26 protein-coding genes and 1 pseudogene are annotated in these 23,111 nt (G+C 68.6%); 9 read left to right on the top strand and 18 right to left on the bottom strand.

The window, feature by feature from the left end; translation table 11 throughout:
* Positions 1 to 18 precede the first annotated feature (18 nt).
* Positions 19 to 1,983 (bottom strand): portal protein, encoded by a 1,965-nt coding sequence (locus tag ACO073_RS26325; protein WP_422001730.1) that lies wholly within the window; start codon positions 1,981 to 1,983, stop codon positions 19 to 21.
* Between the two features lie 576 nt (positions 1,984 to 2,559).
* On the opposite strand from ACO073_RS26325, the gene ACO073_RS26320 reads away from it, so the two are divergent.
* Together ACO073_RS26320 and ACO073_RS26315 are read left to right on the top strand one after the other, a co-directional pair.
* Positions 2,560 to 2,718 (top strand): hypothetical protein, encoded by a 159-nt coding sequence (locus tag ACO073_RS26320; protein WP_422001728.1) that lies wholly within the window; start codon positions 2,560 to 2,562, stop codon positions 2,716 to 2,718.
* Between the two features lie 67 nt (positions 2,719 to 2,785).
* Positions 2,786 to 3,256 (top strand): hypothetical protein, encoded by a 471-nt coding sequence (locus tag ACO073_RS26315; protein WP_422001726.1) that lies wholly within the window; start codon positions 2,786 to 2,788, stop codon positions 3,254 to 3,256.
* Positions 3,257 to 3,295: 39 nt separating this feature from the next.
* On the opposite strand, the gene ACO073_RS26310 is transcribed toward ACO073_RS26315, so the two are convergent.
* The 3 genes from ACO073_RS26310 to ACO073_RS26300 form a co-directional block, all read right to left on the bottom strand.
* Positions 3,296 to 4,804 (bottom strand): terminase, encoded by a 1,509-nt coding sequence (locus ACO073_RS26310; RefSeq protein WP_422001724.1) that lies wholly within the window; start codon positions 4,802 to 4,804, stop codon positions 3,296 to 3,298.
* On the bottom strand, positions 4,788 to 5,351 hold the full coding sequence (locus ACO073_RS26305; protein ID WP_422001722.1) for a hypothetical protein: 564 nt from the start codon (positions 5,349 to 5,351) through the stop codon (positions 4,788 to 4,790). Before ACO073_RS26305 ends, ACO073_RS26310 begins: the two co-directional genes overlap by 17 nt.
* Positions 5,352 to 5,442: 91 nt before the next feature.
* Positions 5,443 to 5,820, bottom strand: coding sequence for a hypothetical protein (locus tag ACO073_RS26300; protein WP_422001721.1), 378 nt, complete (start codon positions 5,818 to 5,820; stop codon positions 5,443 to 5,445).
* A 72-nt stretch (positions 5,821 to 5,892) separates the two neighbouring features.
* On the opposite strand from ACO073_RS26300, the gene ACO073_RS26295 reads away from it, so the two are divergent.
* Positions 5,893 to 6,465 carry a hypothetical protein gene (locus tag ACO073_RS26295; protein WP_422001720.1) on the top strand — a complete coding sequence of 191 codons (573 nt, stop codon included), beginning with the start codon at positions 5,893 to 5,895 and terminating at the stop codon, positions 6,463 to 6,465.
* Here the strand turns inward: ACO073_RS26295 and ACO073_RS26290 are convergent.
* Positions 6,440 to 6,871, bottom strand: coding sequence for a hypothetical protein (locus ACO073_RS26290; protein ID WP_422001719.1), 432 nt, complete (start codon positions 6,869 to 6,871; stop codon positions 6,440 to 6,442). The genes ACO073_RS26295 and ACO073_RS26290 overlap by 26 nt on opposite strands.
* A gap of 297 nt (positions 6,872 to 7,168) precedes the next feature.
* Between ACO073_RS26290 and ACO073_RS26285 the strand changes: the two genes are divergently transcribed.
* Entirely contained in the window at positions 7,169 to 7,897 is a 729-nt protein-coding gene (locus ACO073_RS26285) for an XRE family transcriptional regulator (protein ID WP_422001717.1), read from the top strand.
* Between the two features lie 64 nt (positions 7,898 to 7,961).
* Here ACO073_RS26285 and ACO073_RS26280 read toward each other — a convergent pair whose 3' ends face one another.
* On the bottom strand, positions 7,962 to 8,174 hold the full coding sequence (locus tag ACO073_RS26280; RefSeq protein WP_422001715.1) for a hypothetical protein: 213 nt from the start codon (positions 8,172 to 8,174) through the stop codon (positions 7,962 to 7,964).
* Between the two features lie 266 nt (positions 8,175 to 8,440).
* Positions 8,441 to 8,596, bottom strand: a complete 156-nt coding sequence (locus ACO073_RS26275; protein ID WP_422001714.1) for a hypothetical protein — start codon at positions 8,594 to 8,596, stop codon at positions 8,441 to 8,443.
* Positions 8,597 to 8,947: 351 nt separating this feature from the next.
* Here ACO073_RS26275 and ACO073_RS26270 point away from each other — a divergent pair, with 351 nt between their 5' ends.
* Entirely contained in the window at positions 8,948 to 9,400 is a 453-nt protein-coding gene (locus tag ACO073_RS26270) for a hypothetical protein (protein ID WP_422001713.1), read from the top strand.
* 39 nt (positions 9,401 to 9,439) lie between these two features.
* On the opposite strand, the gene ACO073_RS26265 is transcribed toward ACO073_RS26270, so the two are convergent.
* The gene (locus ACO073_RS26265; protein WP_422001711.1) at positions 9,440 to 10,339 is read right to left on the bottom strand and encodes a metal-dependent phosphohydrolase; all 900 of its coding nucleotides are present in this window, start codon (positions 10,337 to 10,339) and stop codon (positions 9,440 to 9,442) included.
* 111 nt (positions 10,340 to 10,450) lie between these two features.
* Here ACO073_RS26265 and ACO073_RS26260 point away from each other — a divergent pair, with 111 nt between their 5' ends.
* Together ACO073_RS26260 and ACO073_RS26255 are read left to right on the top strand one after the other, a co-directional pair.
* Positions 10,451 to 11,515 carry a sensor histidine kinase gene (locus ACO073_RS26260; protein WP_422001709.1) on the top strand — a complete coding sequence of 355 codons (1,065 nt, stop codon included), beginning with the start codon at positions 10,451 to 10,453 and terminating at the stop codon, positions 11,513 to 11,515.
* The gene (locus tag ACO073_RS26255; protein ID WP_422001708.1) at positions 11,512 to 11,901 is read left to right on the top strand and encodes a response regulator; all 390 of its coding nucleotides are present in this window, start codon (positions 11,512 to 11,514) and stop codon (positions 11,899 to 11,901) included. Before ACO073_RS26260 ends, ACO073_RS26255 begins: the two co-directional genes overlap by 4 nt.
* Positions 11,902 to 11,964: 63 nt before the next feature.
* On the opposite strand, the gene ACO073_RS26250 is transcribed toward ACO073_RS26255, so the two are convergent.
* Positions 11,965 to 15,423, bottom strand: coding sequence for a hypothetical protein (locus tag ACO073_RS26250; protein ID WP_422001706.1), 3,459 nt, complete (start codon positions 15,421 to 15,423; stop codon positions 11,965 to 11,967).
* Between the two features lie 310 nt (positions 15,424 to 15,733).
* On the bottom strand, positions 15,734 to 16,576 hold the full coding sequence (locus tag ACO073_RS26245) for an LLM class F420-dependent oxidoreductase (protein ID WP_422001704.1): 843 nt from the start codon (positions 16,574 to 16,576) through the stop codon (positions 15,734 to 15,736).
* A gap of 335 nt (positions 16,577 to 16,911) precedes the next feature.
* Here ACO073_RS26245 and ACO073_RS26240 point away from each other — a divergent pair, with 335 nt between their 5' ends.
* Positions 16,912 to 18,105: an acyltransferase family protein gene (locus ACO073_RS26240; protein ID WP_422001702.1), complete on the top strand. Its 1,194-nt coding sequence runs from the start codon at positions 16,912 to 16,914 to the stop codon at positions 18,103 to 18,105.
* Between the two features lie 8 nt (positions 18,106 to 18,113).
* Here the strand turns inward: ACO073_RS26240 and ACO073_RS26235 are convergent, their stop codons facing one another.
* From ACO073_RS26235 to ACO073_RS26205, 7 genes and pseudogenes are all read right to left on the bottom strand, one after another.
* Entirely contained in the window at positions 18,114 to 18,635 is a 522-nt protein-coding gene (locus tag ACO073_RS26235) for an MgtC/SapB family protein (RefSeq protein ID WP_422001700.1), read from the bottom strand.
* Between the two features lie 123 nt (positions 18,636 to 18,758).
* Positions 18,759 to 19,442: a hypothetical protein gene (locus ACO073_RS26230; RefSeq protein WP_422001698.1), complete on the bottom strand. Its 684-nt coding sequence runs from the start codon at positions 19,440 to 19,442 to the stop codon at positions 18,759 to 18,761.
* Between the two features lie 18 nt (positions 19,443 to 19,460).
* A complete protein-coding gene (locus tag ACO073_RS26225; RefSeq protein WP_422001696.1) occupies positions 19,461 to 19,925 on the bottom strand; it encodes a glycine/sarcosine/betaine reductase selenoprotein B family protein in 465 nt (154 codons plus the stop codon).
* 29 nt (positions 19,926 to 19,954) lie between these two features.
* Positions 19,955 to 20,350: pseudogene (locus ACO073_RS26220) on the bottom strand (redoxin domain-containing protein); the annotation flags it as partial.
* Between the two features lie 12 nt (positions 20,351 to 20,362).
* On the bottom strand, positions 20,363 to 20,611 hold the full coding sequence (locus tag ACO073_RS26215) for a hypothetical protein (protein WP_422001694.1): 249 nt from the start codon (positions 20,609 to 20,611) through the stop codon (positions 20,363 to 20,365).
* Positions 20,612 to 20,622: 11 nt separating this feature from the next.
* A complete protein-coding gene (locus tag ACO073_RS26210; protein WP_422001692.1) occupies positions 20,623 to 21,018 on the bottom strand; it encodes a DUF1330 domain-containing protein in 396 nt (131 codons plus the stop codon).
* On the bottom strand, positions 21,015 to 21,605 hold the full coding sequence (locus ACO073_RS26205; RefSeq protein WP_422001690.1) for a TetR/AcrR family transcriptional regulator: 591 nt from the start codon (positions 21,603 to 21,605) through the stop codon (positions 21,015 to 21,017). The genes ACO073_RS26210 and ACO073_RS26205 overlap by 4 nt, the downstream gene beginning before the upstream one ends.
* Before the next feature lie 79 nt (positions 21,606 to 21,684).
* Between ACO073_RS26205 and ACO073_RS26200 the strand changes: the two genes are divergently transcribed.
* A complete protein-coding gene (locus tag ACO073_RS26200) occupies positions 21,685 to 22,608 on the top strand; it encodes a DMT family transporter (protein ID WP_422001688.1) in 924 nt (307 codons plus the stop codon).
* Here ACO073_RS26200 and ACO073_RS26195 read toward each other — a convergent pair.
* Entirely contained in the window at positions 22,595 to 23,095 is a 501-nt protein-coding gene (locus ACO073_RS26195; protein WP_422001686.1) for a DUF302 domain-containing protein, read from the bottom strand. The two genes, ACO073_RS26200 and ACO073_RS26195, sit on opposite strands and share 14 nt — an antisense overlap.
* Positions 23,096 to 23,111: the final 16 nt, after the last annotated feature.

The following is a 23,111-nucleotide window of genomic DNA, read 5'->3' as shown; positions in this document are numbered from 1 at the left end:
CGGATCGAGCGACGGGCACTACCCAGCCACACGAGCTGCCTTTCTCCATTCGATTTCAGCCCACTGCCGAGCCTTGAACGCAGCGATCGCGATGTCGGCCTGCGTCTTGTCGCGGCGAATTGCGATCTCCGCTCGCGCCCGCTCGCGCTGTATCTCGATTTGAGCCTGGGCCAGTTGGAGCGCCGGATCAACTGCCTGTGGCGTTGGTTCTGCCTGAGCCGCCGCTACCTGGTCCGGTGGCTCAAAGAAGAGGCCAGCGGTCTTGTAACCCAGCACCTCGGTCAGCTTCTGCGCGGCGGCGGCGATATTCTCGGCTGTCACGAAGGGGCCGTTGGCACGTCCGCCCTGCAACGCGACCAGCTTTTCCTGCAGGCCTCCGATGGTCGCGAGGTGGCCCAGGGCCTGCTCACGGTTATAAATGCCGACGACATCCACCGACAGCTCGAGCTCGTCGGGCCATTGGCTGGGATCGCACGAGGCAAAGCGATCGCGCTTGCCCGTCCAATAGGAAATCGGCCCGGTGGCAGCACGCTTGATGGCGCGATAGATCAGGCGATACAGCCGCTTGATGGCGGTTTCCGCGAAAACCCGGGCGATCAGGTCCTGCCTCTGCTGGCTGGCCGACATGATGCGGTCGAGCCCGCCCAGCGTCTTGTTGAGGCTTTCAGCATCGAGGCCCTGGTTGTACCGGCTTACCCCCGTTCGATTCTCGCGCACGGTCGCGAAGTGCTCCAGCGCCGCCAGGGCGCCGCCGGTGATGTTGGGCACCTGCAGCCAGGTGACGTGGTTGTCGCTGGGCCGGGCGCCGGGCTTGAGGCGGACGGGGGAGCCCGGGACCCAGTCGATCAGGCTGTCGATGTTTACCTGGTCGGAAATGACCGGCCGCGGCTGGTTCACGACATAGAGGTTGTCGAGCAGGCCGCGCGTCAGCACCGAGCCCAGCTCCTGCAGGTCCTTCGTCTGGTCGAACAGCGAGCGGCCGACCAGCGCGTGCGGCATGAGGATGGGCGTCGCCAGCGCCACGCCCGCCGGCCCTTCCCAGCGGGCGCGCTCGACGATCCGGCCCGCGGTCCCGCCGGCATGGGTGTAGACGACGCGCAGCCGCTCGGAGATGCCGTCGCCGTCGTCGTCGGCGCGGATCCAGGCCACGACCAGCCAGAGGGGGCGCTCGCTGTCCCCGTCGAGGGCGCGGGCGTCGCTTCCGACCAGGCCGTCGGTCCGCTGCGCCTCTTCGACCGAGGTCTCGCTGCCATCGGAGCGCAGGTCGTCGATCTCGCCGGGCGACAGGCCGAGCCGGGCCAGGTCGGATGCCGAGGCACGCTTGACGAAGCCCACGAAGGAGGCCGAGTCCTCGTCGCGGGCGGCTGGGCTGAAGCGGATGTCCTCGGGGGCGATTCCTTCGACGACCACCCGGCGTCGCGGGCGGGTGATCGCTAGCGTCGCCGCCTCGGCATCCACCGCAGCCGAGGCGCCCTGCCCCTCGGCGGCCGCGATCAGCAGGTCGACCGCGTCGGGCGGCAAGTCCTGCAGGGGGACGACGGTGGTGTCCTCTTCGGTCTCGACGTCGACGGCAACGCCGCCCAGGCGATGCATCAGGGCGTCCTTCAGCAGCCCGGAGACTATCCGGAAACCGTCGTTCTGGCGCATCAGGACATGGGGGACGTAGTCGCTCGCCTCGCGGGCCCACCGCTCCTGCCCCGGCGCCAGCGGCGCGAAGGTGGCCAGCGAGTCGCTGCCGGTGAAGACGCGCATCAGGCCGGGCATGATCGATTCGACGGCGTCGGCGAACTCGGAGGTCACGACCTGGGACCGGCCGGCCTCCTCCGTGCCGTAGGGTTCCCGGTCGTAGTAGGCCATCGCCTGCTGGCGGTGGGCCGACAGGGCGGAGTCCTGGTAGCCGGCGGCGGCCTGCTCCTCGCGGCGCAGGAGGGAGAGCAGGTCGGCGTCGGAGAGCGAGCGCGATGAAGAAGAGGCAGGAGGCACGGGCCGGTCCTCGGTGGAGCCGGCAGGGATAGGCCACAAGATTGCGTCAAGGAGTCAAGCGCACTTGGAGTGCCCATGACAGCAGTTGGGAGGCAGTTATGGCGATCCCAAAAGCGCGGAAAGAGGTTAACACAACGCATCTGCCGAACGGTCACCGGAAACGTTCATTTACGTCTTTGGTTGAAGAGATGTCGCTTGACTCGTGCAACTTTTGTTTGCTTTACTATTCAGAGAAGTAATCTGAAGCTGCCTCAACTGTTTGAGGAATGAGCAAAGGAATGTCGTCTCTTCCTGCGCCAGCAAGGCTCATTGTTAGCTTTTCAGTGCTTCTAGCGCTGTTTGTAAGCGTAAACCTAACTGCGTGTGGCGGCGATGCGAATAGCGATGGCGGAAATCCAACTGGAGGCACGGGCCTATCTATTCCAGTAACGTTAGTAAAAACGGACCTAGCCAATCGCTGCGGTACTCCGTTCGGCATGTGCATGTTGCCAGGAACGTTGGCGAAGGGTCTGGCGTGTTACTGCCCCTCAATGTATGGGCCGATCGCCGGCACTGCGATGTAGACGGAGACATTCCATGAAAGCGCTGTTCTTTACCATCACTTGCGCAATAGGCATTACGCTTGCCGGTTGCGGCGGATCAGCGAAGAGTAATTCCGGCAACGCGACTGGCGGCGTGGGCGTCAACGGCAATGTGACCGCGAGTCCCACCGTGACGCTTCCGGCAAGCAAGTGAGCAGGCCCTTCCTACGGCTATTTCTGAAGTAGTCCGCTATGGAATCCGGCCGTGCATGGAAGCGCCAGTGAGCTATAGGCTCAACATCTTTCGGCGGATTGCAGCGGTCCTCCTGTTCGCAGGTTCGACCCTATCAACTACGCAGTCGAAGGCGCAGGTCTTCCCGCCAGGAACCTTCTCCGTAGATGGGTTTCCAATTGTCTGCGGCGCAAACACATTCGTACTAGATCCGACGCTCCCCGACGTTGGGATGAACAACGGAATGGGCGTCATCCGATTGAACCCGATGGTGCTCAATCAACTGCCAACGGTGCTGAAATTGTATTGGGTTGGGCATGAGTGTGGACACAGTGTAGTGGGTGCAAACGAAGTCGCTGCGGATTGCTGGTCAGTAAAGACAGGCAAACAGCAAGGTTGGTTTCCGCCGCAAGCGTTCAACTTGCTTATGCAGATGTTCGCGAACAATCCTGGAGATGTGGCCCATCCGTCCGGACCTAACCGGGTTGCGATGATGTGGCAGTGCTACAATAGCCCTTGAAGGGGCCTGATCGAGCCACAGCAACCGATTGTGCCGCTGTCACAAGAAGCGCCGCTTCATCCGCTGGATCTTCTCCTCGATTCGCCGCTCCTCCGCTGGATCCTGCCGATACACCGGATGGGCAAACGTCAGCGCCATTGCGTCCCCATCATCCGGTGACGCCAGCCCGCGCTTCCTCATGTCGTCCTTGCGCTCCAGCAGCAGCGCGTCGGAGGCGTCGTAGCCGTATTCGACGCCGGTCAGGTCGGCGGCGAGGTCTCGGTCGTCGGGCAGGCAGCCGGCCGCCAGCCAATCCTTCATCAGGCCCCACATCTCGGCCCGCTTGTTCGCGTATCGCGCCGTGATGCCGTCTGTCCTGTCGGCCTTCGCCCCGAAGTCGACGCCGACCAGGCCGGGGCAGCCGAGCTGGGCGAGGCGGTCGCGCACGCCCCAGCCGATGCCGGTGCCGTCGATGAAGACTGCATCCGGCCGGTGGCCGTTGACCAGCTCCATGACGCGGCTGGCGATCAGCATCAGGTCGGGGATACGGAACTTGACCGGCGGGATCGAGCGGGCGTCGAGGCCACGGCGGAAGCGGACCACGGTCTGGTCGGCGCCGTGGCGGGCGATGTCCACGCCCATGACGAGGGGCGCTGTCGGGTCCTCGACCAGCTCGCGGGCAATCGCGCCGTCGACACGCTCGCCATCGATGAACTGCATCGAGCCGGCACGCGGGAACTCGCCGCGCACGCGGACGCGCACGAAGTCGGAGTCCTCGCCGTAGTCCTTCACCCATTCAGCGATCTGCGCCTTGCCGGTCATGCCGACCGAGCGGGAATCGATCTGGCGGTGACGCCAGCGATGGGCGAAGCGTCCGCCGGCGAAGCATTCGCGGAAGCGGCCGGTGTTGCGCGTGGGGTTGCCGAAGGCACACCAGAACAGCTCGGTGCCGGCGTCGGTCAGGGCGCCCTCGATCGTCTCCCACACGGCGTCGGGAATGGCCGAGGCCTCGTCGAGCAGGGCGAAGGCGCGGCGCCCCTTGTTGTGCAGGCCGGCAATGGCCTCGGTATTGTTCTCCGACCATGTGATGCAGTCGACGCGCCACGTCCGCTCGTGGCCCGGCAGCACCGACTGCAGCGCCGTCGCCGAGTAGGCGAACCAGTCGCGATTGATGGCAAGCCCGTGCCACTTGGCGAGCTCGGGCCAGGTCTTGGTGCGCAGCTGCGCCTCGGTGTTGGCACTGACCACGCCGCGCGTGTCGTGCATGGTCGAGAGCGCCCAGAGGATGATCCACGACACCAGGGCCGACTTGCCGATGCCGTGGCCCGACGCGACGGCGAGGCGGACGGCGGCGGCTTCCAGTGCCGCGTCGGTCCCGCCGGCGCGGGCTAGGCCCTCCCCCAGAGCCTGCAGAAGCTCGCACTGCCAGGGCTCCGGACCGGTCTCCGCCGCCAGCGACGTGCCCGGCACGCCCCAGGGGAAGGCGAAGCGCACGTAACCCAGTGGATCGAGGCCGAAGGCGCCGATGTCCCGATGCAGCTCGGCGGGGGCGTCAGGCGTCGTGGTCATCGACCTCCCCCTTCCCCCATGCGGTGTCGAGGTCCGTGGGTCCGGCGGACGCCTGCGAACCGGGCGCCAGCAGGGCAAGGGCCTTGTCGTCGATCGGAAGCCCCGGCCGCGCCCGCAGCCGCGCGGCCTCGAGGATGACCAGCAGCTCATGCGAGGTGCTGTGGCGGTGCTCGACCTGCTCGCGCCAGTCGGCGCGGCGGCGGTTGCGCAGCCAGAAGATGGCGGCCGTCGTGTCGGGCGCGTGGTGGTGGGTGTAGTTGATCTCGGTCGGCGGACCATCGGGATTGGCGAAGAAGCGCACGGCCGGGCGCTGGTAGCCGATGGCCCGCTGGTAGAGCTTCTCGGCAACCTGTGCGTCGGCATGCAGCTTGCCCTCGTCGACCGCCTGCCTCAGCGCCGGATACTGGTCCATCCAGTTGTGCAGGGTGGCGCGGCTGATGCCGAGCAGCCCGGCCAGCTCGTCATTGGTGGCGCCCAGCATGCAGGCGCGGCGCGCGACGTCGCAGGCGTTGGGCGTGTACCGCGTGGGGCGGCCGGGTGAGGCCATGGTGCCGATCCTCGGGTGGTGACGATCGGCAGGGATAGGCCACAAGATTGCGCCAAGGAGTCAAGGGCATCGCGGGCGCCCCGAGCCCTCCCTACCGCCGGCGCGCGGCGTGCCCCTGCCAGGGCTGCCAGCGGCGCAGCGGCGAGGTCCAGTCATTGTGCCGGGGCGCGTCGAGACCGAGCGTGCTGCGATGGCGTGAGATCACGGATACGCTGAAGCGCAGCCCGGTCGCCGCCTCGATCAGCGCGGCGACCTCGGCATTGGACCGGCTGGTGTCGCTGGCCAGGATCTCGGCACAGCGAGCGTCCCAGCGCTTTCGGCGAGGTGGCAGTCGTGCCGCTTCTGGTGATGGTGTCTCGATCGGCCGAAAGCAAGGCAAACAGCCGGGCAGGACTGGCTTCGGCAGAAGACTTGGAAATGCACCCGAGGACATGACTGGAACGATGACATAACGGCCGTTATTGATCAAGCAGTGGAGTGTGTGTGCTATGTCTAGGGTGCGGTCGAAATGCCCTCCGACCCGGAAAGGTAGGTTTCCGCGATGAAATTTACGCTGCGGTATGATGGGGAACTGCACTCGTCGAACGGCAATGACTATCGAACAAAGGTCCGTCGAGCCCCCGAAATCTGGGCTATTCGCCGAGTTGTTAGCGCACAACTGGCCCTTCTCTGGAAGCGGCCGCCGTTATCAGAACGGTCTACCCTCGTCTCCTGGTTCCCACGTGAAATTAAGGAGCGACGGGTCGTTCCTCTCGTAGTCGCCGAAGTAAAGATGCTAGCGGCGCTCGATATTCAGATCCTCCGAGGCGATGAGCCTGGAAACATCGTCAACAATGCGGGGGATCTCGATAACCGAATCAAGACTCTGTTAGACGGCCTGAGAGGACCGCTCGACAGCGACAAGGGTGATCCCCCGGGCAACCTGCCGGACCCACTCTATTGTTTGCTCGAAGACGACTATCTCATCAGCGAACTTTCGATCAAAACGGGGCCGCTCCTGATGCCGCCGTTGGAGCCAACCCCTGACCCAGCCGCATGGGTAAATGTCCGCATAGACGTCGATGTGCGCGCCGCCGAACTGACGATGCTCAATCTTGGGCTCGCAAGCCCCTGACCGGCTTCTCATCATTTGGCTCGGCCCTCTCCGGCCGCCACGTCGGGCCGGCGAAGTGCCACTTCACGGTCCCCCGGCAACCGGGACATCGGTAGGGCCTCTGCCGCGACCACGGCGGGCGGTCCACCGGAACATGATCGATCTGCCACAGACAGAAATCGCACCACAGGAAGGCGAGCATCTGCGGGCCGCCCACCGGGAGCGGTGCCGGCGGCCGCACCTTGGGCATGCCCAGGGCGCCGCAGCGTGCGCAGCGAAAGCGGGAGGTCGCGAAGCCGCGGTCGAGGAGTGCCGGCCGTTCGAGATCGATTCGGCGCAACGCGAAGCAACGGGCGCAATAGACATGGAGCTCCAGTCCATGACGGACAATGTCGCCGAAGGTCTGAACGGGAAGCGGCTCCAGCATGGGGACTGGGTAATGCCGGGCCGACGCGGAGTCTCGATCCAGTCTTTGACGGCAGGCCGCGGCACCGGGACGCCGTCGCCAGCACTGACGACATTGCAGGCAATGACGGCGGCCTCACGGTCATCGACGAACCGGTCGCACGGCCTTGGGTGCCGGCCCTTCTTCCGATGACGTTGAAGGGGCGCGCGCCGGGTCCCGGCACCGCCGCGCCGCGTGGCATGCGGTGCGGCCGCCGCGTTGACATGACGTCAGTTATTGCTTCATAATGACCGTTGTTGCAAGATGGGCGGTGCAGACATGTCGACACTGGGCGAACGGGTGAAGGGCGAGCGCGAGGCTCACGGCTGGTCGCAGGCCGAGCTGGCGCGGCGGGTGACGCGCGTGGGCTATCCGATCACGCAGGGCGGCATCGCCCAGATCGAGCGGCGCGGCGAGACGGCGCCGAAGTCGATCGTGCAGCTCGCCCAAGCCCTCGGCGTGTCGGTGACGTGGCTGCAGAGCAATCGAGGCGACAAGCGGCCGCCGGAGGGTTTCGGCGAGGAGTCGCCAGAATTCGCCTTCGCCGAGGTCAGCTCGCGGCGTGGCGGCGCCGCCGGCGGCGCGGCAGCGGCAGCGGCTTCCGGGCCCCGCCCGCCGCTGGAGGTCTTCTCGTCGGCGCAGGGCGGCAGCGAAGGCGCCATGGTGCTGTCGAGCGAACCGGTGGCGTGGATCCCGCGCGACGCGCAGCTCGCCGGCGTGCGCGAGGCCTATGGCTGCTTCGTGTCGGGCGATTCGATGGAGCCGGCGTACGAGCGCGGCAACCTGCTGCTGGTCAATCCGTCGGCCTCGGTGTCGCCGGGCGACGATGCGGTGTTCCTGAAAGAGGACAAGGACGGCACGCGCTATGTGCTGATCAAGCGACTGGTGCGGGTCAACGAGCAGAGCTGGACGGTGAAGCAGTACAATCCGCCCAAGACCTACACGCTGCCGCGGAAGGAATGGGGCAAGGCCCACCTGGTGATCGGCAAGTACAACCGGGCGAACTGAAGCAGACCGGGCCGCGCCGCGGAAGAACGGTCCGCGCTCCGGCAACGCGGCGATCCGGCAGAAATCAGTCCCCGTCGTCGCCGAGTTCGGCGACAGGGTGGAGGCCGTGGGCGGAAGACGGTGCGTTCCCCACGCCCGCCAGGGCGAGCGCGAGGCACAGCACCGCCGCCACCAGCCAGAAGCGAGCGGGACGAAGCGTGCCCCGCGCGATGGCACGCCTCGTCAACCCCACAAGCAGCAACGTCATCAGGCAACTGGCCCACACCAGCATCGCCATCGCCTCCCACAGCGATTTTCGGCCGCTCGCCGGGAATTCCGATCCGGCACCACCCAATGCACCGTCGGAACTTCCGCCCCGCCGCGATACTAGCGCCGAAGGAGGCCGCGCGGATTCGGACAAGCGCGAGGGTCGCGAATGGGTCAGCCTTCCTGCACCGTTTCTCCGCGACAGACACCGGCGCTCTTCTCTTCCGCTTCGTCGACGCGCCGAATCGACGACAATCGTCGAGCGACGAACCTCGAGCGGCGACGTCGCGTCGAGCTTCACGCCCTGGGGCGTTCGTTGCCCATGCCATCGACTTTTTTCGACGTCCCGCTGGCGACGTCGTCAGCGACTCTCGCGAAGAGTCCGCCGATGGATCGCGCCAATGTCGCATCGGCGATGAAAAAGATGCCGAGACGATGATGAACGATGAACATCTCGCGGGTCGCGAATCGACCTCGCACTTGCTCGATCCGACCGGTCCTGTCCCCGTCCGGCTGTGCGATGATGGCGCGTGGGTCCAGTGATCTTGGAGTGACCGAAGCACGCCTTTTGCGTGGTGAGGTCGTTCGCCCGCCAACAGGCCGGACCGGTGCCGGCGACGTCAAACAGGGAAGCTTCGATGCGTATCCGATCGCGTACGAGTTCGCAGACCGCCGTTCCCCTCCCGTTGCGGGAGCGGGACCGGCGTGTCCGGCGCCAATCCCGGCAGCCGGGCGGCGGCGAAGCCAGCAAGGTTCCGACCGTCCGCCAGCGCTACGGGCCGCACAGCGTCACGGAGTAGTGTCATGTCGAACAGGATCCCGGCCGGGCGAAGGATCGAGAGGGTGCAGACGGCCGTCCACCGTCCGCAGGCGCTCGTGGTCGCGAGCGATCGCGTGTCGGGCACGCTGGTCGCCCTGCTGAACGGCCTGGGCTTCGGATCCTGCCAGGTGGGCTGCGTGCGCACCGCGCTGGAGGCGCTGGGCCAGGGCAAGGCCGGCGAGAAGCCACCGTTCAGGGTCGTCGTCTCCGAGCTCAACCTGCCGGCGCGCAGCGAAGGGCTGGACGTCGCCCGCTGGCTGCTGCTGCACGCGCGCGACACGCGCATGGTGATCGTGGCGGAGACGACGCCGTTCATCCCCTGGATGTCCCCGCTCGCCCGCATCCCCATCGTGCGCCGGCCGATCGATCCCCAGTGCCTGTTGCCGCATCTCCCGCCCGCCCGGGACTTGATCGCCGCGGCGACGGCCGCCGACTGAGCGGCCGCCCGGGGTCTACTCTCTCCAGCGTTCCAATGGTCAGCGCAGGCGGCCGAGCTCGCGCAGGACGAGGCCGCCCGGCCGGCCCGGCGCGGCGGCGTGCGGTCCCTTGGTGCGGCGGCCGTGCTCCATGACGCAGACATGGGCGTAGAGGTTGGCCAGCCACTGCCGACCCTCGCCGGTCATGTCCAGCGCCTCGATGGCCTCGCCGAGATAGGGCTCGACGCGGGCCCAGAAGAAGGCCGGGTAGCGGTCGGCGACGTCGGCCGGCGTCGTGTAGCCGAGCTGATGGTTGACGCCGATCTCCTCGAACTCGTGGAACAGCGCGTTCAGCTTGCGCGGGTAGAGCGGATCGCCGAGCTGGCCGATCAGGTCGGCGGCGCGCACCAGCCCGGCCTCGGTGCCGGTCTCGGCATGGTCGCCGTCGTCGGGCACCGGGAAGCGGGTCAGCTCGATGTTGCGGGCCAGGCGCTCGGCGTCGATCAGCGGGTGGCCGGCGAAGCGCTCCAGGACGAAGAGCTTGGAGCGGTCGACATGCCAGGGCGACAGGGCCGCGTCGGAGGCGCCGCGCGGCAGGGTGACGGTGCTGCCGTCGAGGCCGGCCACGAACCGGTCGGGGGTGTCGCCGCGGCAGATGCCGCGGACATAGCCGATGTCGTGGGCCAGCGCGGCCAGGACGACGTGCAGCCACATGTCGACGGGCACCGGCTGGCCCAGCCGCCGGCCGCGCAGGATGTCCTGGGCGACCAGGGTCACGAGCGCGGTGTGCTCGGCGCTGTGGTAGAGCGCGTCGCTCAGCGACAGGCGCTCGATCACCAGGCGCGCCGCCTCGCCCAGGATCTCCGACTGTTCCGGGGCCGAGCCGCCGTAGCTGCGCTCGAAGGCCTCGACGAGACGGTCGGCCAGGGCGTCGGCGAGAAGCGTCGAGGACTGCAGCATGGATCCTCCCTTTCCGGCGCGGCTCCGGGCGGCGATGGCCGGAACGGCCGGGGCAACCGCGGCCCGGAGCGGCCGTTCGCACCATAGCACGCAGCCAGCGCAGGAACCGACATGACCGCCGCAACCGGCGAGGACGGAGAGCCGAGGGCCGAGACGCGGCGGGCGCTGGAGGCGCTCCGCCGCAGCGAGGAGCGCCACCTGGCGGTCGTGGAGAGCACGCGCGACTACGCCATCTTCACCATCGATACCGACGGCCGGGTCGCGGAGTGGTATCGCGGGGCCGAGGCGGTGTTCGGCTGGGCCCCGGACGAGATCCGCGGCCAGCCGGCCGACGTGCTGTTCGTCCCTGAGGACCGGGCGACCGGCGCGCCGGCGCGGGAGAGGGCGCAGGCGGCGCGCGAGGGCGAGGCGCCCGACGTGCGCTGGCACCAGCACAAGGACGGGTCGCGCGTCTTCATCGAGGGGCGGGTCGTGCCCATCCACGGCACGGGCGGGATCGAGGGCTTCCTGAAAGTCGGCCAGGACGTGACCGCCCGCCGGCGCGCCGACGAGGCGTTGCGCGACAGCGAGCAGCGGCTGCAGGTGCTGGTGCGCGAGCTGCAGCACCGCACACGCAACGTGCTGGCCGTCGTGCAGGCGCTGGTCGAGACGACGGCGCGGGAAACGACGACGATGGCCGCGTTCGAGACCCTCTATGCGAGCCGCCTGGCGGCGCTGTCGCGCGCGCAGGGGCTGCTGTCGCAGCTCAGGGAGGGCGACAGGGTGGCCTTCGACGCGCTGCTGCGCGACGAGCTGCAGGCGCACGGCGCGGGAGAATCGCCGCGGGTCGTGCTCGACGGTCCGGCCGGCATCGGCCTGCGCTCGCGCCAGGTGCAGACGCTGGCCCTCGCCGTGCACGAGCTCGCCACCAATGCCGTGAAGCATGGCGCCCTCGCGGCCGGCGGCGGCTCGCTCGAGATCCGCTGGCAGGTCGAGGCCGGCGAGGAGGGACCCGAGCTGCAGGTCGAGTGGCGCGAGCACAGCGCGACGACGGCCGCCACGGAACCGGGCTCCGGCTACGGGCGGGAGCTGATCGAGCGCGCGCTGCCCTACCAGCTCGACGCCCGGACCACCTACACGCTGGGGCGGGACGGCGTCCGCTGCACGATCGCGGTCCCTTTGACGGAGGTGCCGTGATCGGCCGGCGAATCCTGATCGTCGAGGACGAGTACCTGCTGGCCGAAGACCTCCGTCGCTACCTCGTGCTGGCCGGCGCCGTCGTCGTGGGACCGGCGCCGCGCCTCGGCCGGGCGCAGGCGCTGATCGCGGACGAAGCGCAGATCGATGCCGCCGTGCTCGACGTGAACCTGGCCGGCGAGCCGGTGTTTCCCGTGGCCGAGGCGCTGGCGGTGCGCGACGTGCCGTTCGTGTTCGTGTCGGGTTTCGACCGGTCGACGCTGCCGCCATCGCTGTCCGAACGCCCGCTGCTACAGAAGCCTGTCGACTTCGAGACGCTGCGCCAGGTGCTGACGGACCTGCTCCGCGAACGGCAGGAAGCGGGCCCACGGGGCGAAACGCGTTGAGGTGGAATCGCCTTTGGCTCCGCCTCCTCTCATTCCCGCGCGCGACTGCCGTGGACGGCCGCCCTACCGCCCGAACACGACCATCTCCAGAAGCTGGATGCCGCCCGCGCCGCCCAGCGCAACCAGGATCGCCCGCACGAGCGGCTGCTCGAAGAACGGCGCGAAGGCACCCTGGCGCAGGTTGACCACGTCGTCGATGACGCCCTTGAAGGGGCCAATCACCTTCTCGTAAGGCTTGCCGCGGCCTTCCATCCAGCGAAGGTCGGCGCGCATGTTGTCCACGGCCTCGCGCCGCGCGATCTCGGCGATGATGTTCAGCATCGCAGCCATGGCCACGGCCCAAAGCAGATAGGTCGCGAGTGCCACCATCACGAAGCCGCCCGGCGCCCAGTTGTCGAGCCGGCGGCTGCGGGCGACGATCAGCAATGCGATCAGGACGAAGGGGTAAAAAATCAGCGGCCCGATCTTCTCGGTGTGCGCCGCAAGCAGCCGGGCATCGATCCAGTCGTCGAGCAGGGAGTTGCGCTCCGGCGCGCCGCTGCTCCCGCCGCGGTCCTCGACGCGGGCCTGCACCTGCGGCTGCAGGGGGCGCAGCCCGAGCCGGGTCCAGTAGGAAGAGACGGTGCTGCCGGGGTAGACCGTGCGGCCCTTCTTCAGAATGGCCACGATGCGCCAAGTGTGCACCGTCGTATCCGCCACAAGCATGAGCAGGAAAACCGTGCCGAACACGAGCAGGTACGTGGTGATCAGGAACAGGCGGCGATCGTCCACGCCGCGTGCCGGGAGTTCCGGCGTCTCGCCCCCCAGCATCGCCCCCTCCCCGGCGAGGACGACGAAGACAGCCCCGAACCACAGGACCATACGCAGGAGCCGCGGCCAGTTGCCGAGCACGCCACGATAGCTCAACCACAATCCGTCGCCGCCGATCTCGTGCGGCTCCTTGCCCGGGTTGAGCCGCCAGAACGTGAAGGGCGCGGAACGGGGCCCGGCCGCAAAGTAGCTCCGGTCGATCGTGCGGGCGGCCGCGGTGCTGCCGTTCCAGGCGAAGTCGAGGAACCAGGCGAACAGCACGACGCCCAGCGTACGCAAAAGTTGCGAGGGCCAGGTGCTGATGCCGCTGCCCGGCGCGAGTGGCTCACGCGCGCCGGTGGGGTCGAGCGGCGGCAGGAGGGTCCAGGCCCACGAGGCCAGCGCGGCGATCAGAATCAACGGGACGAGCCCGACCAGCGCCGCCACGTACCAACCCGCGGTTCGGCCGACGCGGCGCATGAGATAGACGACCGACCAGAAGGCGAGCGCCAGTGCGGCCGCGAGCACCAGCGCCCGGAAAAGGCCGACCGTGCCGGGCCATCCCAGCTCGACGACCACGCCCAGCGCAAAGCCCCAGGCCGCGGCCTGAAGGCCGGACAGCAGGCCGGTCGACGGGCCGTTGGGCACTTCGTCGACCTCTTCGTCTCTCGACAACGCTGTCTTCATGGCCGGCGCCGGCTTGCCGAACAGCATGACCCAGCCCAGCACCGCCAGGGCGCCGAGCGCGACCAGCGCGTATCGGAGGCGCCTTTCCGACTCCGGTTTCGAGACTTTCTCGTCCATGTCGAGCTCGACCGCGCCATCGCCGCCGATCTCGAACAAGCGGCCACGCGGCTCGGGCGGAGCGGCCGACGGCGAACCCACGGCATAGTAGGCAGCGCGATAGACTGCGGTCTGGTAGGCCTCACGGAACGGTGCGATGCCGACGGTCGGGACAGGGTCGGGAACCAGGGAAAGGCTCGATGCTACGATGAGGTTGCGGGTGTAGCCCAGGACTTCGGGATGCATGAACCGCGCATCGAGATCGGTGGTGAAGAGCACGCGGTCGGGGAACGCCGCGCGCAACGCCTGGGCCAGGATCAACTTGTCGTGGACGTCGGCGCCGATCATGCCGACCGCCATGACCTTGCCTTTTGCCTTCGTCCGGTCGTCCCGCCGGGGCCCCTCCTCGATCTCGGCCACTAGGCGGCGCACATAGTCGCGCTGATCGCGGCTTTCCGGCCACTCGACCTCCACCCTGGCCTTGCGGTCGTCGCGATCCTTGTCGCCACGCGGCACCAGCCGTTGCAGCTTCGGCGCGCCGTCGGCGGTGGCACCGTCGAGGCCGCGCAGGTAGGAGTGGATTTCCAGTTCAATCTTCCCTTCCGTTTCCTCGGCGAGCCGCACCTTCAGGTCCTCGGCGAACTTGCGGGCATAGATCGAGTCCCACTCGCGCAGCAGCACAACCCGGTGGCTCTCGCGACCGTCCACACCGCGGGCGCGCAACTCCTTGACCAGGAGGTCGATCTGGCGGAGGTCGCGGCCAATGGTGCGGACGAAGAAGGGTTCGGCGAGGATGCTTTCGTCCGGGACGGGCCCGAGGCGCACCTGCCCAACAGTTCCCAACCTCTCCTTGAAGGCCTCGTCGATGCAGTCGACGGCTCCGCCAGCGCAGGAAGCGAAAGGCTCCGTGACGTCTACCGACAGCGAGGCCGCTGTGAGGCGCTTCGCCGCTGCCGACCGGAGCTGTTCTGCCGATGCCGTCGAATAGGGACTGATCAATTGCAGGTTGGCCAGCGCCGACCGTTGCTCGGCAGAGATCGAGCCATAGTCGTCGGCCAGCGCATCCACCAGTTTGTCGGAGCTGAAGGGCCCCACGACACGCAACCGCACGTTCGATCCGCCCGGCGAGGAGACCGCATCCAGCAGGCCTGCCAGCCTGCTGAGCCACTGCCTTCCGAACTTCGTGTCGTCGATCCACAGCACCACCGCGTGCCTGGGCCGACCTTGCCCGCCCGCGCTCAGCGTCTCGAAGGCGATGTCGAAGGCGTGGGTCTTCGACTTTACCGTCGCTTCCCGTCCCTGCGGCGAGGCGGTCCCGGCTGCAGGCGCGTCGGTCGTCGTCGGAATTCGCCCGTGTAGCGAGACCACAACCTCGACCCGCGCGCTACGAAACGACACGGACGGCGCAGCCGGCGCGGGAGGCTCCGTCGGCGTCTTTGCCGGGTCCGGCTCCGACTTGCAGGGGTTGAACGCCTGGCAAATGGACAGCAGGCGCATGCCCTCGCTGTCGTCAGGGACGAACTCCCGGGCGCCCAGGCCGGCGAGCAGGGCATGGCGCAGGCGTCGGCGCGATTCCTCGACGCCGACGAACCCCGTGCCCGGCAGCAAGGCGGCGATCAGGGTCACGTCGGCGTCGTTGGCCCAGAGTTCCTTCGGCAGCGCGTCCGCCCCCCATTTGCCGTCCGTGCAGCGAGGATCCCGGGCGGCCGCCCCTTTCGTTCCGTCGGGGCAGCCCTCCCTGAGCTTCGCGCGATGGCGGACGAGGGCGGCAAGGGGATCCTCCCACAGGCGCGCCTCGACGGGCGGATCCGCCAGCCTGACCTTGACCGCATCGGACTCCGTCACCCGCAGCGCCTCGAGCGCGTGCGGAGCCAGGTAGGTACCCGACACGAGCAGCGCCGCAACGCTGATCGCGGTGATGGGAAACGAAAAGCCTCGATCGCCCGACATCCGACCAGCCCCCCAGCGGCGTCAGCCTCGCTACATCAGCGCATTGCTTTACTCTTCCGGATACTCCTGATGCGTGCATGTCGACGCGTGATATGGCAGGCAGAGCAGATCACGCGACGCGATGTGGGTCTGTGAGAAAACGCACGGCCGCCGCTCCGACGATGAGCGGCGCCGGACGATTCGAAACCGGGCCTGTCGGACCGAAACCCGACGAGCCGCCAGAGCGGCATGAGATGAGGCGGGCTGGCACGCGCGAGCGGCGCGCCGAACGACGGCACGCCTTGCGCGCGAAGCGCCGGCCGCGATCGCCTCAGGCGTCGCGCATCAGCGCGGCGCCCTTGTCGAGCAGCGGCAGGACCTTGTCGCGCGCCTCGGGCGGCACGCCGAACACCACGCGAGAGACGCCGGCGTCGCGGGCGCGCTTCAGCGCATCGCCGTCCATGCCGACGCCGAAGATGGTGATGGGCACCTCCGACTCCGGCCGGCCCGCCTCCTTCAGGAGCTGGCGGAACGGCGGCAACATGGCGAGCGTGTCGCCGCCGCGGCCGCCGATCGGCATCCAGCCGTCGGAATAGGCGATGGCCCGCCGGGCGCCGTGGGGAAAGCCGCCGCCGACGATGATCGGCGGATGCGGCTTCTGCACCGGCTTGGGCCACTGCATCATCTCGTCGAACTTCACCAGATCGCCGGCATATTTCGGCTTGGACCTGGCCCAGATCTCCTTCATCGCCTCGATGCGCTCGCGCATCAGCTTGAAGCGCGTGGCGAAGACCGTCCCGTGGTCCTCCATCTCCTCGGCGTTCCAGCCGCCGCCGATGCCGAACAGGAAGCGGCCGTCGGAGAGCCGGTCCAGCGTCGCCACCTCCTTGGCGCAGTAGATGGGATCGCGCTGCACGACCAGGCAGACGCCGGTGCCGAGCCTGATGGTCTTCGTCACCACCGCGGCGGCGCTGAGCGCCAGGAACGGATCGTAGGTGTCGTAGTACCATTTCGGCAGATCGGGGCCGCCCGGCCACGGCGAGCGCCGGCTGGTCGGAATGTGGCTGTGCTCGGGGAACCACAGCGATTCGTAGCCGCGCTGCTCGGCCTCGACGGCCAGCTCCTGCGGCGGGATCGCATAGTCCGTCGCGAACATCGTGATACCGATCTGCATCCCCAACCTCCTCGTCGCCTGCTTGTCGAGACAGTCTACACGAGCGCGGGTCGGGGATCAGGCCGATGCCGGACGCGCCGGCCCAGCCGTCTGCAACTAACCATCCGCCGCGACGAGGCCCTTGGAGAAGGGGGCGATCTGCCAGAGATGAGCCCACAGGGGAGGCCGACGACACCGGCCAGCGCCTTGGACGTCTCCGGCGAGAAACCTTTGGCGGATCTTGATCCCGGGGTGGGAGGCACGGGTTCACGGGGCGGGGAGATCGGATGTCCCGGCCGCAACGATCCTGTCTCCGTCCCGTTGCCCGCGATGCTTTCGACGATCGATCGACGCACATGACGCTTGCGAGCAGCGCCAACGAGATCCCCTCGTTGACCGGATTGCGAGGGTTGGCGGCCCTGCTGGTGGTCGTCGACCACTTCGCCAAGTGGACGCGAATCGGGCCGACACCGCAGCCGCTGCTGGAACAGCTTGCCGGCACGTCCGGCATCGGCATGGCGATCTTCTTCACCTTGAGCGGCTACGTCATCACCCTGAGCTACGGCGACTGGGACTGGCGCGACCGACCGGTCTTTCTCACGGCGCGTCTGCTTCTCTACCGGGTGGCGCGCCTGTATCCGGCCTTCCTGGTCTTCGCGGTCGTGATCCTGCTGCGCACGCCGGCATTGCACGATCTGGGAGACAACCAGGTGCGCGAGTATGTCCTGTCGCGCCTGCTGCTGGTCTACACTTGGTTCCCCGTGCGGTTGGCCGGCATGGTGCCGGTCGACGATCATTTCCATGTCGCCTGGAGCCTGAGCGTCGAGGCCGGCCTCTACGTCGGCTTCGCCATCGGCGCCGCGGTCGTGGCGGCGCTGCCGCGCTGGCGGCTGAGGCTGTCCGTGCTCGCCCCGCTGTTCCTGCTCTCGACCTGGCTGCTCCTCCACGAAGCCTGGAAACTCCACCCTGTCGTGGCATCCGACTGGAACGAGGGGGTTTGGGGACACTGGCTTTTCCTGGGGTCGCCGTACGGCGTGTCGATGCAGTTCGCCCTCGGCGTCGTGGCGTGCCGGCTGCGCCGACATGTACCCGCCGCCATGCAGTCCGCCGCCAGCACCGCTGGCGGCCTCGCGCTGGTCCTCGCCTACGGGCTCGTCGCCTCGGGCCATGCGGTCGGCGCCCTGGACCAGGCGCTCCTGGTGTCCGTGGCGACGGCGCTGGTGATGATGGGCTGCACCAGCCGCACGCCGACCAACTGGCTTCTCTCGCGACCCGCGATCGTGTTCGTGGGAACGGTCTCGTACTCGCTCTACCTGTTCCATTTCCTGACGCCGCACATGGGCTTCTCCGGGACGCCCGACACCTGGAGCCTCGGTCTCGCCGCGTCGCAGGCCGTCAACTTCGTCATCGCTTCAGCCATGGCCACCGCGCTGGCCACGGGCATGTATCAGCTGGTCGAGCGCCCTGGCCGGCGGCTCGTGCGCGCCGCGGCGGACCGCCTGCTCGGGATCGAGCGCCCCCTGATGGCTCGCGGCCATCCCGCGGAGTAACGCCTCTGCTAAGTGTCGTCCTGCCGATCGCGTGCGGCGGGTTCCTGGGTCTCCTTTACGAGCTCCAGCTTCCGCGTGAGCACCTGGAGGAGGCTCAGCACCGCGACCACGAGGCCCGTGCAGAAGGCGGCGATCTGCCAGAGGCCAAGCCCGCAGGCGAGGCCGACGGCGCCCGCCAGCCACATGCCGGCGCCGGTCGTCAGGCCATGGACCTGGCCGCGAGTCAGGACGATCGTTCCGGCGGCCAGGAACGCGACGCCGGCCGTCACGGCTTCGACGAGGCGCAACGGGTCCGTGCGGATGCCCTCCCGGTCGAAGACCGGCGCGTGCACGATCTCGATCGCCAGGACGGCGAAGGTGGCGGCCGCGACACACACAAGGACGTGGGTGCGGAGCCCGGCCGGACGATTGCGCCATTCCCGCTCGAAGCCGATGGCCGCGCCCAGCAGCGCCGCGAAGAGCAGCCGCGTCGCGATGACAGAAAAGTCCAGCCAGGTCGGCCGTCCGAATTCGTCGAGGAGATCGGTCATGAGAGGGAGCAGGAGAGGGGCGACAGGGGGATGCGCAGGCTTTGCCTCGGCGACAACGCACGACGCCGCCACTCGTTGCGCTCCCTTCCGCCGCGACCCCGTGGAACCTGGTCCCAGCGCCGCTCAGCCCAGGCGATGGCGCTCGGTCGCCGGGATCAGCGTGAGGTTGCCCAGCACCTTGTGCTGCGGATCCTCGCTGGCGGCGAGCTTCGGCTGCAGCGCCAGCAGCACGCTCGCGAGCCTGGTCTCCTCCCAGAGCCAGGCCTTGCGGGTCCGCGACGATCCGGGGTCGGGGAAGGACGTGGCGGCCTCGAGGTAGTAGGCCTTGAGATCGTCGATCGCCTCCTTAAGCGCCTGCGCCGGCGGCAGCTCGCCCTCGAGCGCATCCGTCACCAGCCGTCCGGCGGCCGGCATGTCGAGGCCGGACACGCCGACCGTCGTGCGGCCGCGCGCGGCAACGGCGCGGTCGTGCCAGGCGGCCAGCCGGTCGATCTCGGCGCCCAGCGAGTCGACCGACGCCGGCGCCAGATTGATCGGGCAGGCCCAGCCGGTGAAGTCGGCCTCCTCCGCGACATGCTCGGGATAGTCGGCGATCAGCGGCCCGTCGGTCCGCTGCAGGAGGTCGAGCGCCGCCTTCACGACGCGGCGCTGGAACGGCGCGTCGTCGGGGATGCCGAGCGGGCGGCCGAGCTCGAACGTCACCCACAGGGCGCGCGGCGGGCGGATCGTCTCGGTATGCTCGCGCACCAGGCTGATGCCCACCGTCGGGATACCGGCACGCTCCAGGAAATGGCCGAGCGCGCCCACGGCGCGCGTGCAGGCGGGTCAAACCGGGACGAGCAGGGCGGCATCGACCCTGTCGGCCTTGAGCAGGCCCGACAGGTGCTCGGCATGCGGTCGCGCGGCCTCGGGCGGGAACGCGCCCATGAACGAATAGTGGACCGACGCCATCGATCCCACCGTGCCGTCCGCCACCAGCTCGCGCAGCCGGTCGATCGGGAAGGCGACGTTGAGGTCCTGCTGGAAGCCGGTGCGATCGAAGTTGACCGAGATGTGGCTCATCACCAGGTCGGCGCCCGGCGTCTCGCCCGGGATCACGCGGTAGCTGCCGTCGCCCGGGCGGAAGGGACGGTCGCCGCGCCGGTGCAGACCGGCGGTCGAGATGATGGCGACCCGCCGCTCGGCCAGCGGCTTGCCGGCGAGCGGCGGCGTGTCCTCGTAGGTCGGGCACTCGATGCGCGCGAGATGCCGGGCTTCCACTTCGGGCATGTCGCCGAGACGCTTGACCATGACTGTTCCTCCCAGATCCGCCGGCCTGCTCAGCCGGCGGCCACCACCTTGCGCAGGACCTCGAGGGTCGCTTCGGGCTCCGGCCGGAAGCGGTAGTCCGGGTCGGCCTCGACGCCGCGGACGATGCCCTGGCCGTCGACGACGAAGCGCGCCGGCACCGGCAGGCGCCACGACGGATCGCCGTTGCGCACCGCGAGGTCGTTGCCGAAGCCGCGATAGACCTCCTGCAGGTCCTCGGGAAGGACGAAGGCGAGGCCGAACGCCTCGGCGACCGCCGACTTCTCGTCCCACAGGATGGGATAGGCGAGCTTCTGCTTCGACGCCATGTCGGCGATGCGGTCCGGCAGCTCGGGTGAGATCACGATCAGCGAGGCGCCGAGACCGAGGATGTCCGTGTAGATGCTTTGCAGAGCGTCCAGCTCATGCCGGCAATAGGGTCACCACGACCCTCTGAAGAAGGACAGCACCATCGGGCCGCCGGCAAGCAGTTCGTCCGACGAGACGCGGCGGCCGTCGTAGCCCGGCAGCTCGAAGGCGGGCATCGCCGCCCCGACCTTCACGATGCGATCGAGGATGCCGGAGCGCCGGAGATCCTCGGTGGCCCGCTCCATGATGGCCGCGCGATCGGGCGGGATGCGCTTCTCCGAAGCGGCGCGGGTGGCGGCGAGCTTTTCGGACAGTGACATCGGATTCTCCCTCAGGGTCGATCGAACTTCCGGTAGGTCTCGCGGACGGCGACGATGGCGTGGTCGGCGCAGCCGTTCTCGCGCTCGACATTGGCCGCCGCGTACTCGGACGAGCCCATCATGTCGAGGAAGGCCGCGCGCGACGGGTAGGTCACCAGCGCGACATAGTCCCAGCGGTGCCGATCGGCCTCGCCCAGCGCCACCGCCTCGGCGTCGCCGGTCCAGATGATCGTGCCGCCGCGCGCCTTGATCTGCCTGATGGCGAGGGCGCTGTAGCGCAGGTAGGCGTCCCAGCCGCTGCCGTTTCCGTCGAGCGAGCGCTCGCGGAAGCGCATCAGGTTCAGCATCGTCACCGGTCCCGCGTCGGGCAGGTCCTTCAGGGTCTTCTCGTTGAGATGGGCAATCATCTCCGCTTCTCCAGCAGGTCGAGGGCGGGCGCGGCCACGCCTTCCAGGATCGGCCGGGCGGCGCCGGTGCGCGCCAGTACGCGGATGCCGAGCACGACGCCCAGCAGATGGCTCGACAGCGAATCGGCGTCGGCCTGGCGCGGGATCTGCCCGGCCTTGCGCGCCGCCTCGACGTTGCGGCGGAAGAAGGCGCGGATCTCCTCGAGATAGCCTGCGACGACCTTGCCGATCTCCGCATCGTGCGGCGCCACGTCGAGCGCGGAGTTCACCAGCAGGCAGCCCTTGCGGTCACGGTCGTCGAGCGAGCGTTCGATGATTTCGGCGATGAAGGCGCGGATCGCCGCGCGCGGCTGGTGCCCGGTCTCCATGCGCGCGATGCGCTGGCGCATCGAACGGTCGGCATAGCGCTCGAGCGACCGCGCGAACAGCGCGCGCTTGTCGCCGTAGGCGTTGTAGAGGCTGGCGCCGCCGATCCCCATCGCCTCGGTGAGGTCGCGCACCGACGTCGCCTCGAACCCACGCGCCCAGAAACAGTCGACGGCAGCGTCGAGCGCCCGAGCCTCGTCGAAGGCCTTCAGTCGAGCCATGGCGCATCAGACACCCATTTTGGAACGAGCGCTACAAAATTCTTGGGCGGCTGGCGCGGTCCGTGCTAGCGCCGGGGCGATGACGACAATCGATTCGCAGCGCGTGGCGAAACGCGAGCGCTGGGGCTTCTTCTGCGGCGCGGTCATGGCGCTGGGCGCGTCGCTCAGCTTCGCCAGCGCGCGCGCCGGCATCCTCGCCGGGCTGCTGGCGGTCGACATGATCTTCGCCCGCTTCATCGTCGCGGGGCTGATCATGCTTCCCCTGCTGCTGCGCTTCGGCGTGCGCGACCTCGCGGGCATCGGATGGCGTCGCTCGCTCGTTCTGACCGTACTGGGCGGCGCGCCGTTCGCGCTGCTGCAGACCGGCGGCTACGGCTATGCTCCGCTGGCCCACGGCGCGGTGATCGCGCCCTCGACGGTGACGATCGTCAGCACGATCGGTGCCGCGTTCTTCCTGCGCGAACGGCTGAGCCGCAACCATCTGGCGGGCGCGGCGATCGTGCTCGGCGGCATCGTGCTGATCGGATGGGACGGGCTGGCGCAGCCCAGCGGCGAGAAGGCGTGGCTGGGCGACCTTCTGTTCTTCGCCTCCAGCGTCCTGTGGGCGGGCTTCACCCTGCTGCTGCGCCACTGGCGCGTGCCGGCTTTGCGCGCGACCGCGGTCGTGTCGGTCCTGTCCTTCGCGATCTCGACGCCCGCCTACCTCGCGGTCATGGGCGTTGCCCATCTGATGGCGCTGCCACTCGGTCTGCTCGCCGTCCAGGGCCTGGTGCAGGGCGGGCTTCAAGGCGCGGTCACGATGGTCGCCTACAGCCAGGCGGTGATGCTGCTGGGCGTGAGCCGCGCCGTGCTGTTCCCGGCCATCGTGCCGGCGGTCTCGGTGTTGGTCGGCATCCCGCTGGTCGGCGAGATCCCGAGCGTGCTGCAGGTGGCGGGACTTTGCCTGGTCACGCTCGGGCTGCTCACGACGGTGGGCCTCTTCCGATGGCTCAGCGTCCGCTGACGCTGCCGGCGATCGAGGCCGCGACCTCCGACGCCATCCTGAACTGGGCGTCGCGCGTGGCCACGCCGTGGCGCCGGGCGATCCAGCCGAAGTCGGTATAGGCGACCCTCACCGTCCCGGTCTCGTCGCGATAGACGAGCATCCGCACCGGCCAGTCGAGGCCGGCCTGGGGGTTGGCCGTGATGAACTGGGTGCCGAGCGGCGGGTTGCCGAAGACCAGCAGGATCGAGGGGCGCAGCGTGATGCCGGCCTTCGCCGCCAGCGCCGACTGGTCGATCTCCTGGAAGAAGGTGATGCCCTGGGCGGCGATGTCCTTCTTCAGGCGCGCCACGGTCTCGTCCAGGCCGTAGGCGCTTTGATTGGTGATCACGCCCGAGGCGGAAGCCGCAGGCGGCGCACCTTCCGCCTGGACGAAGCGCGCCGACGTGGCGACGAGGGACAGGGCGGCGAGCGCCGCGGCGCAGAACGGGATGAGGCGGTTCGACATGGGATCTCCCTGGGTT

The organism is Reyranella sp., assembly GCF_965229815.1.
Classification (GTDB): Bacteria; Pseudomonadota; Alphaproteobacteria; order Reyranellales; family Reyranellaceae; genus Reyranella.
Note: the sequence above shows the minus strand (reverse complement) of the source record. Positions and strands in the feature narration are given on the sequence as shown.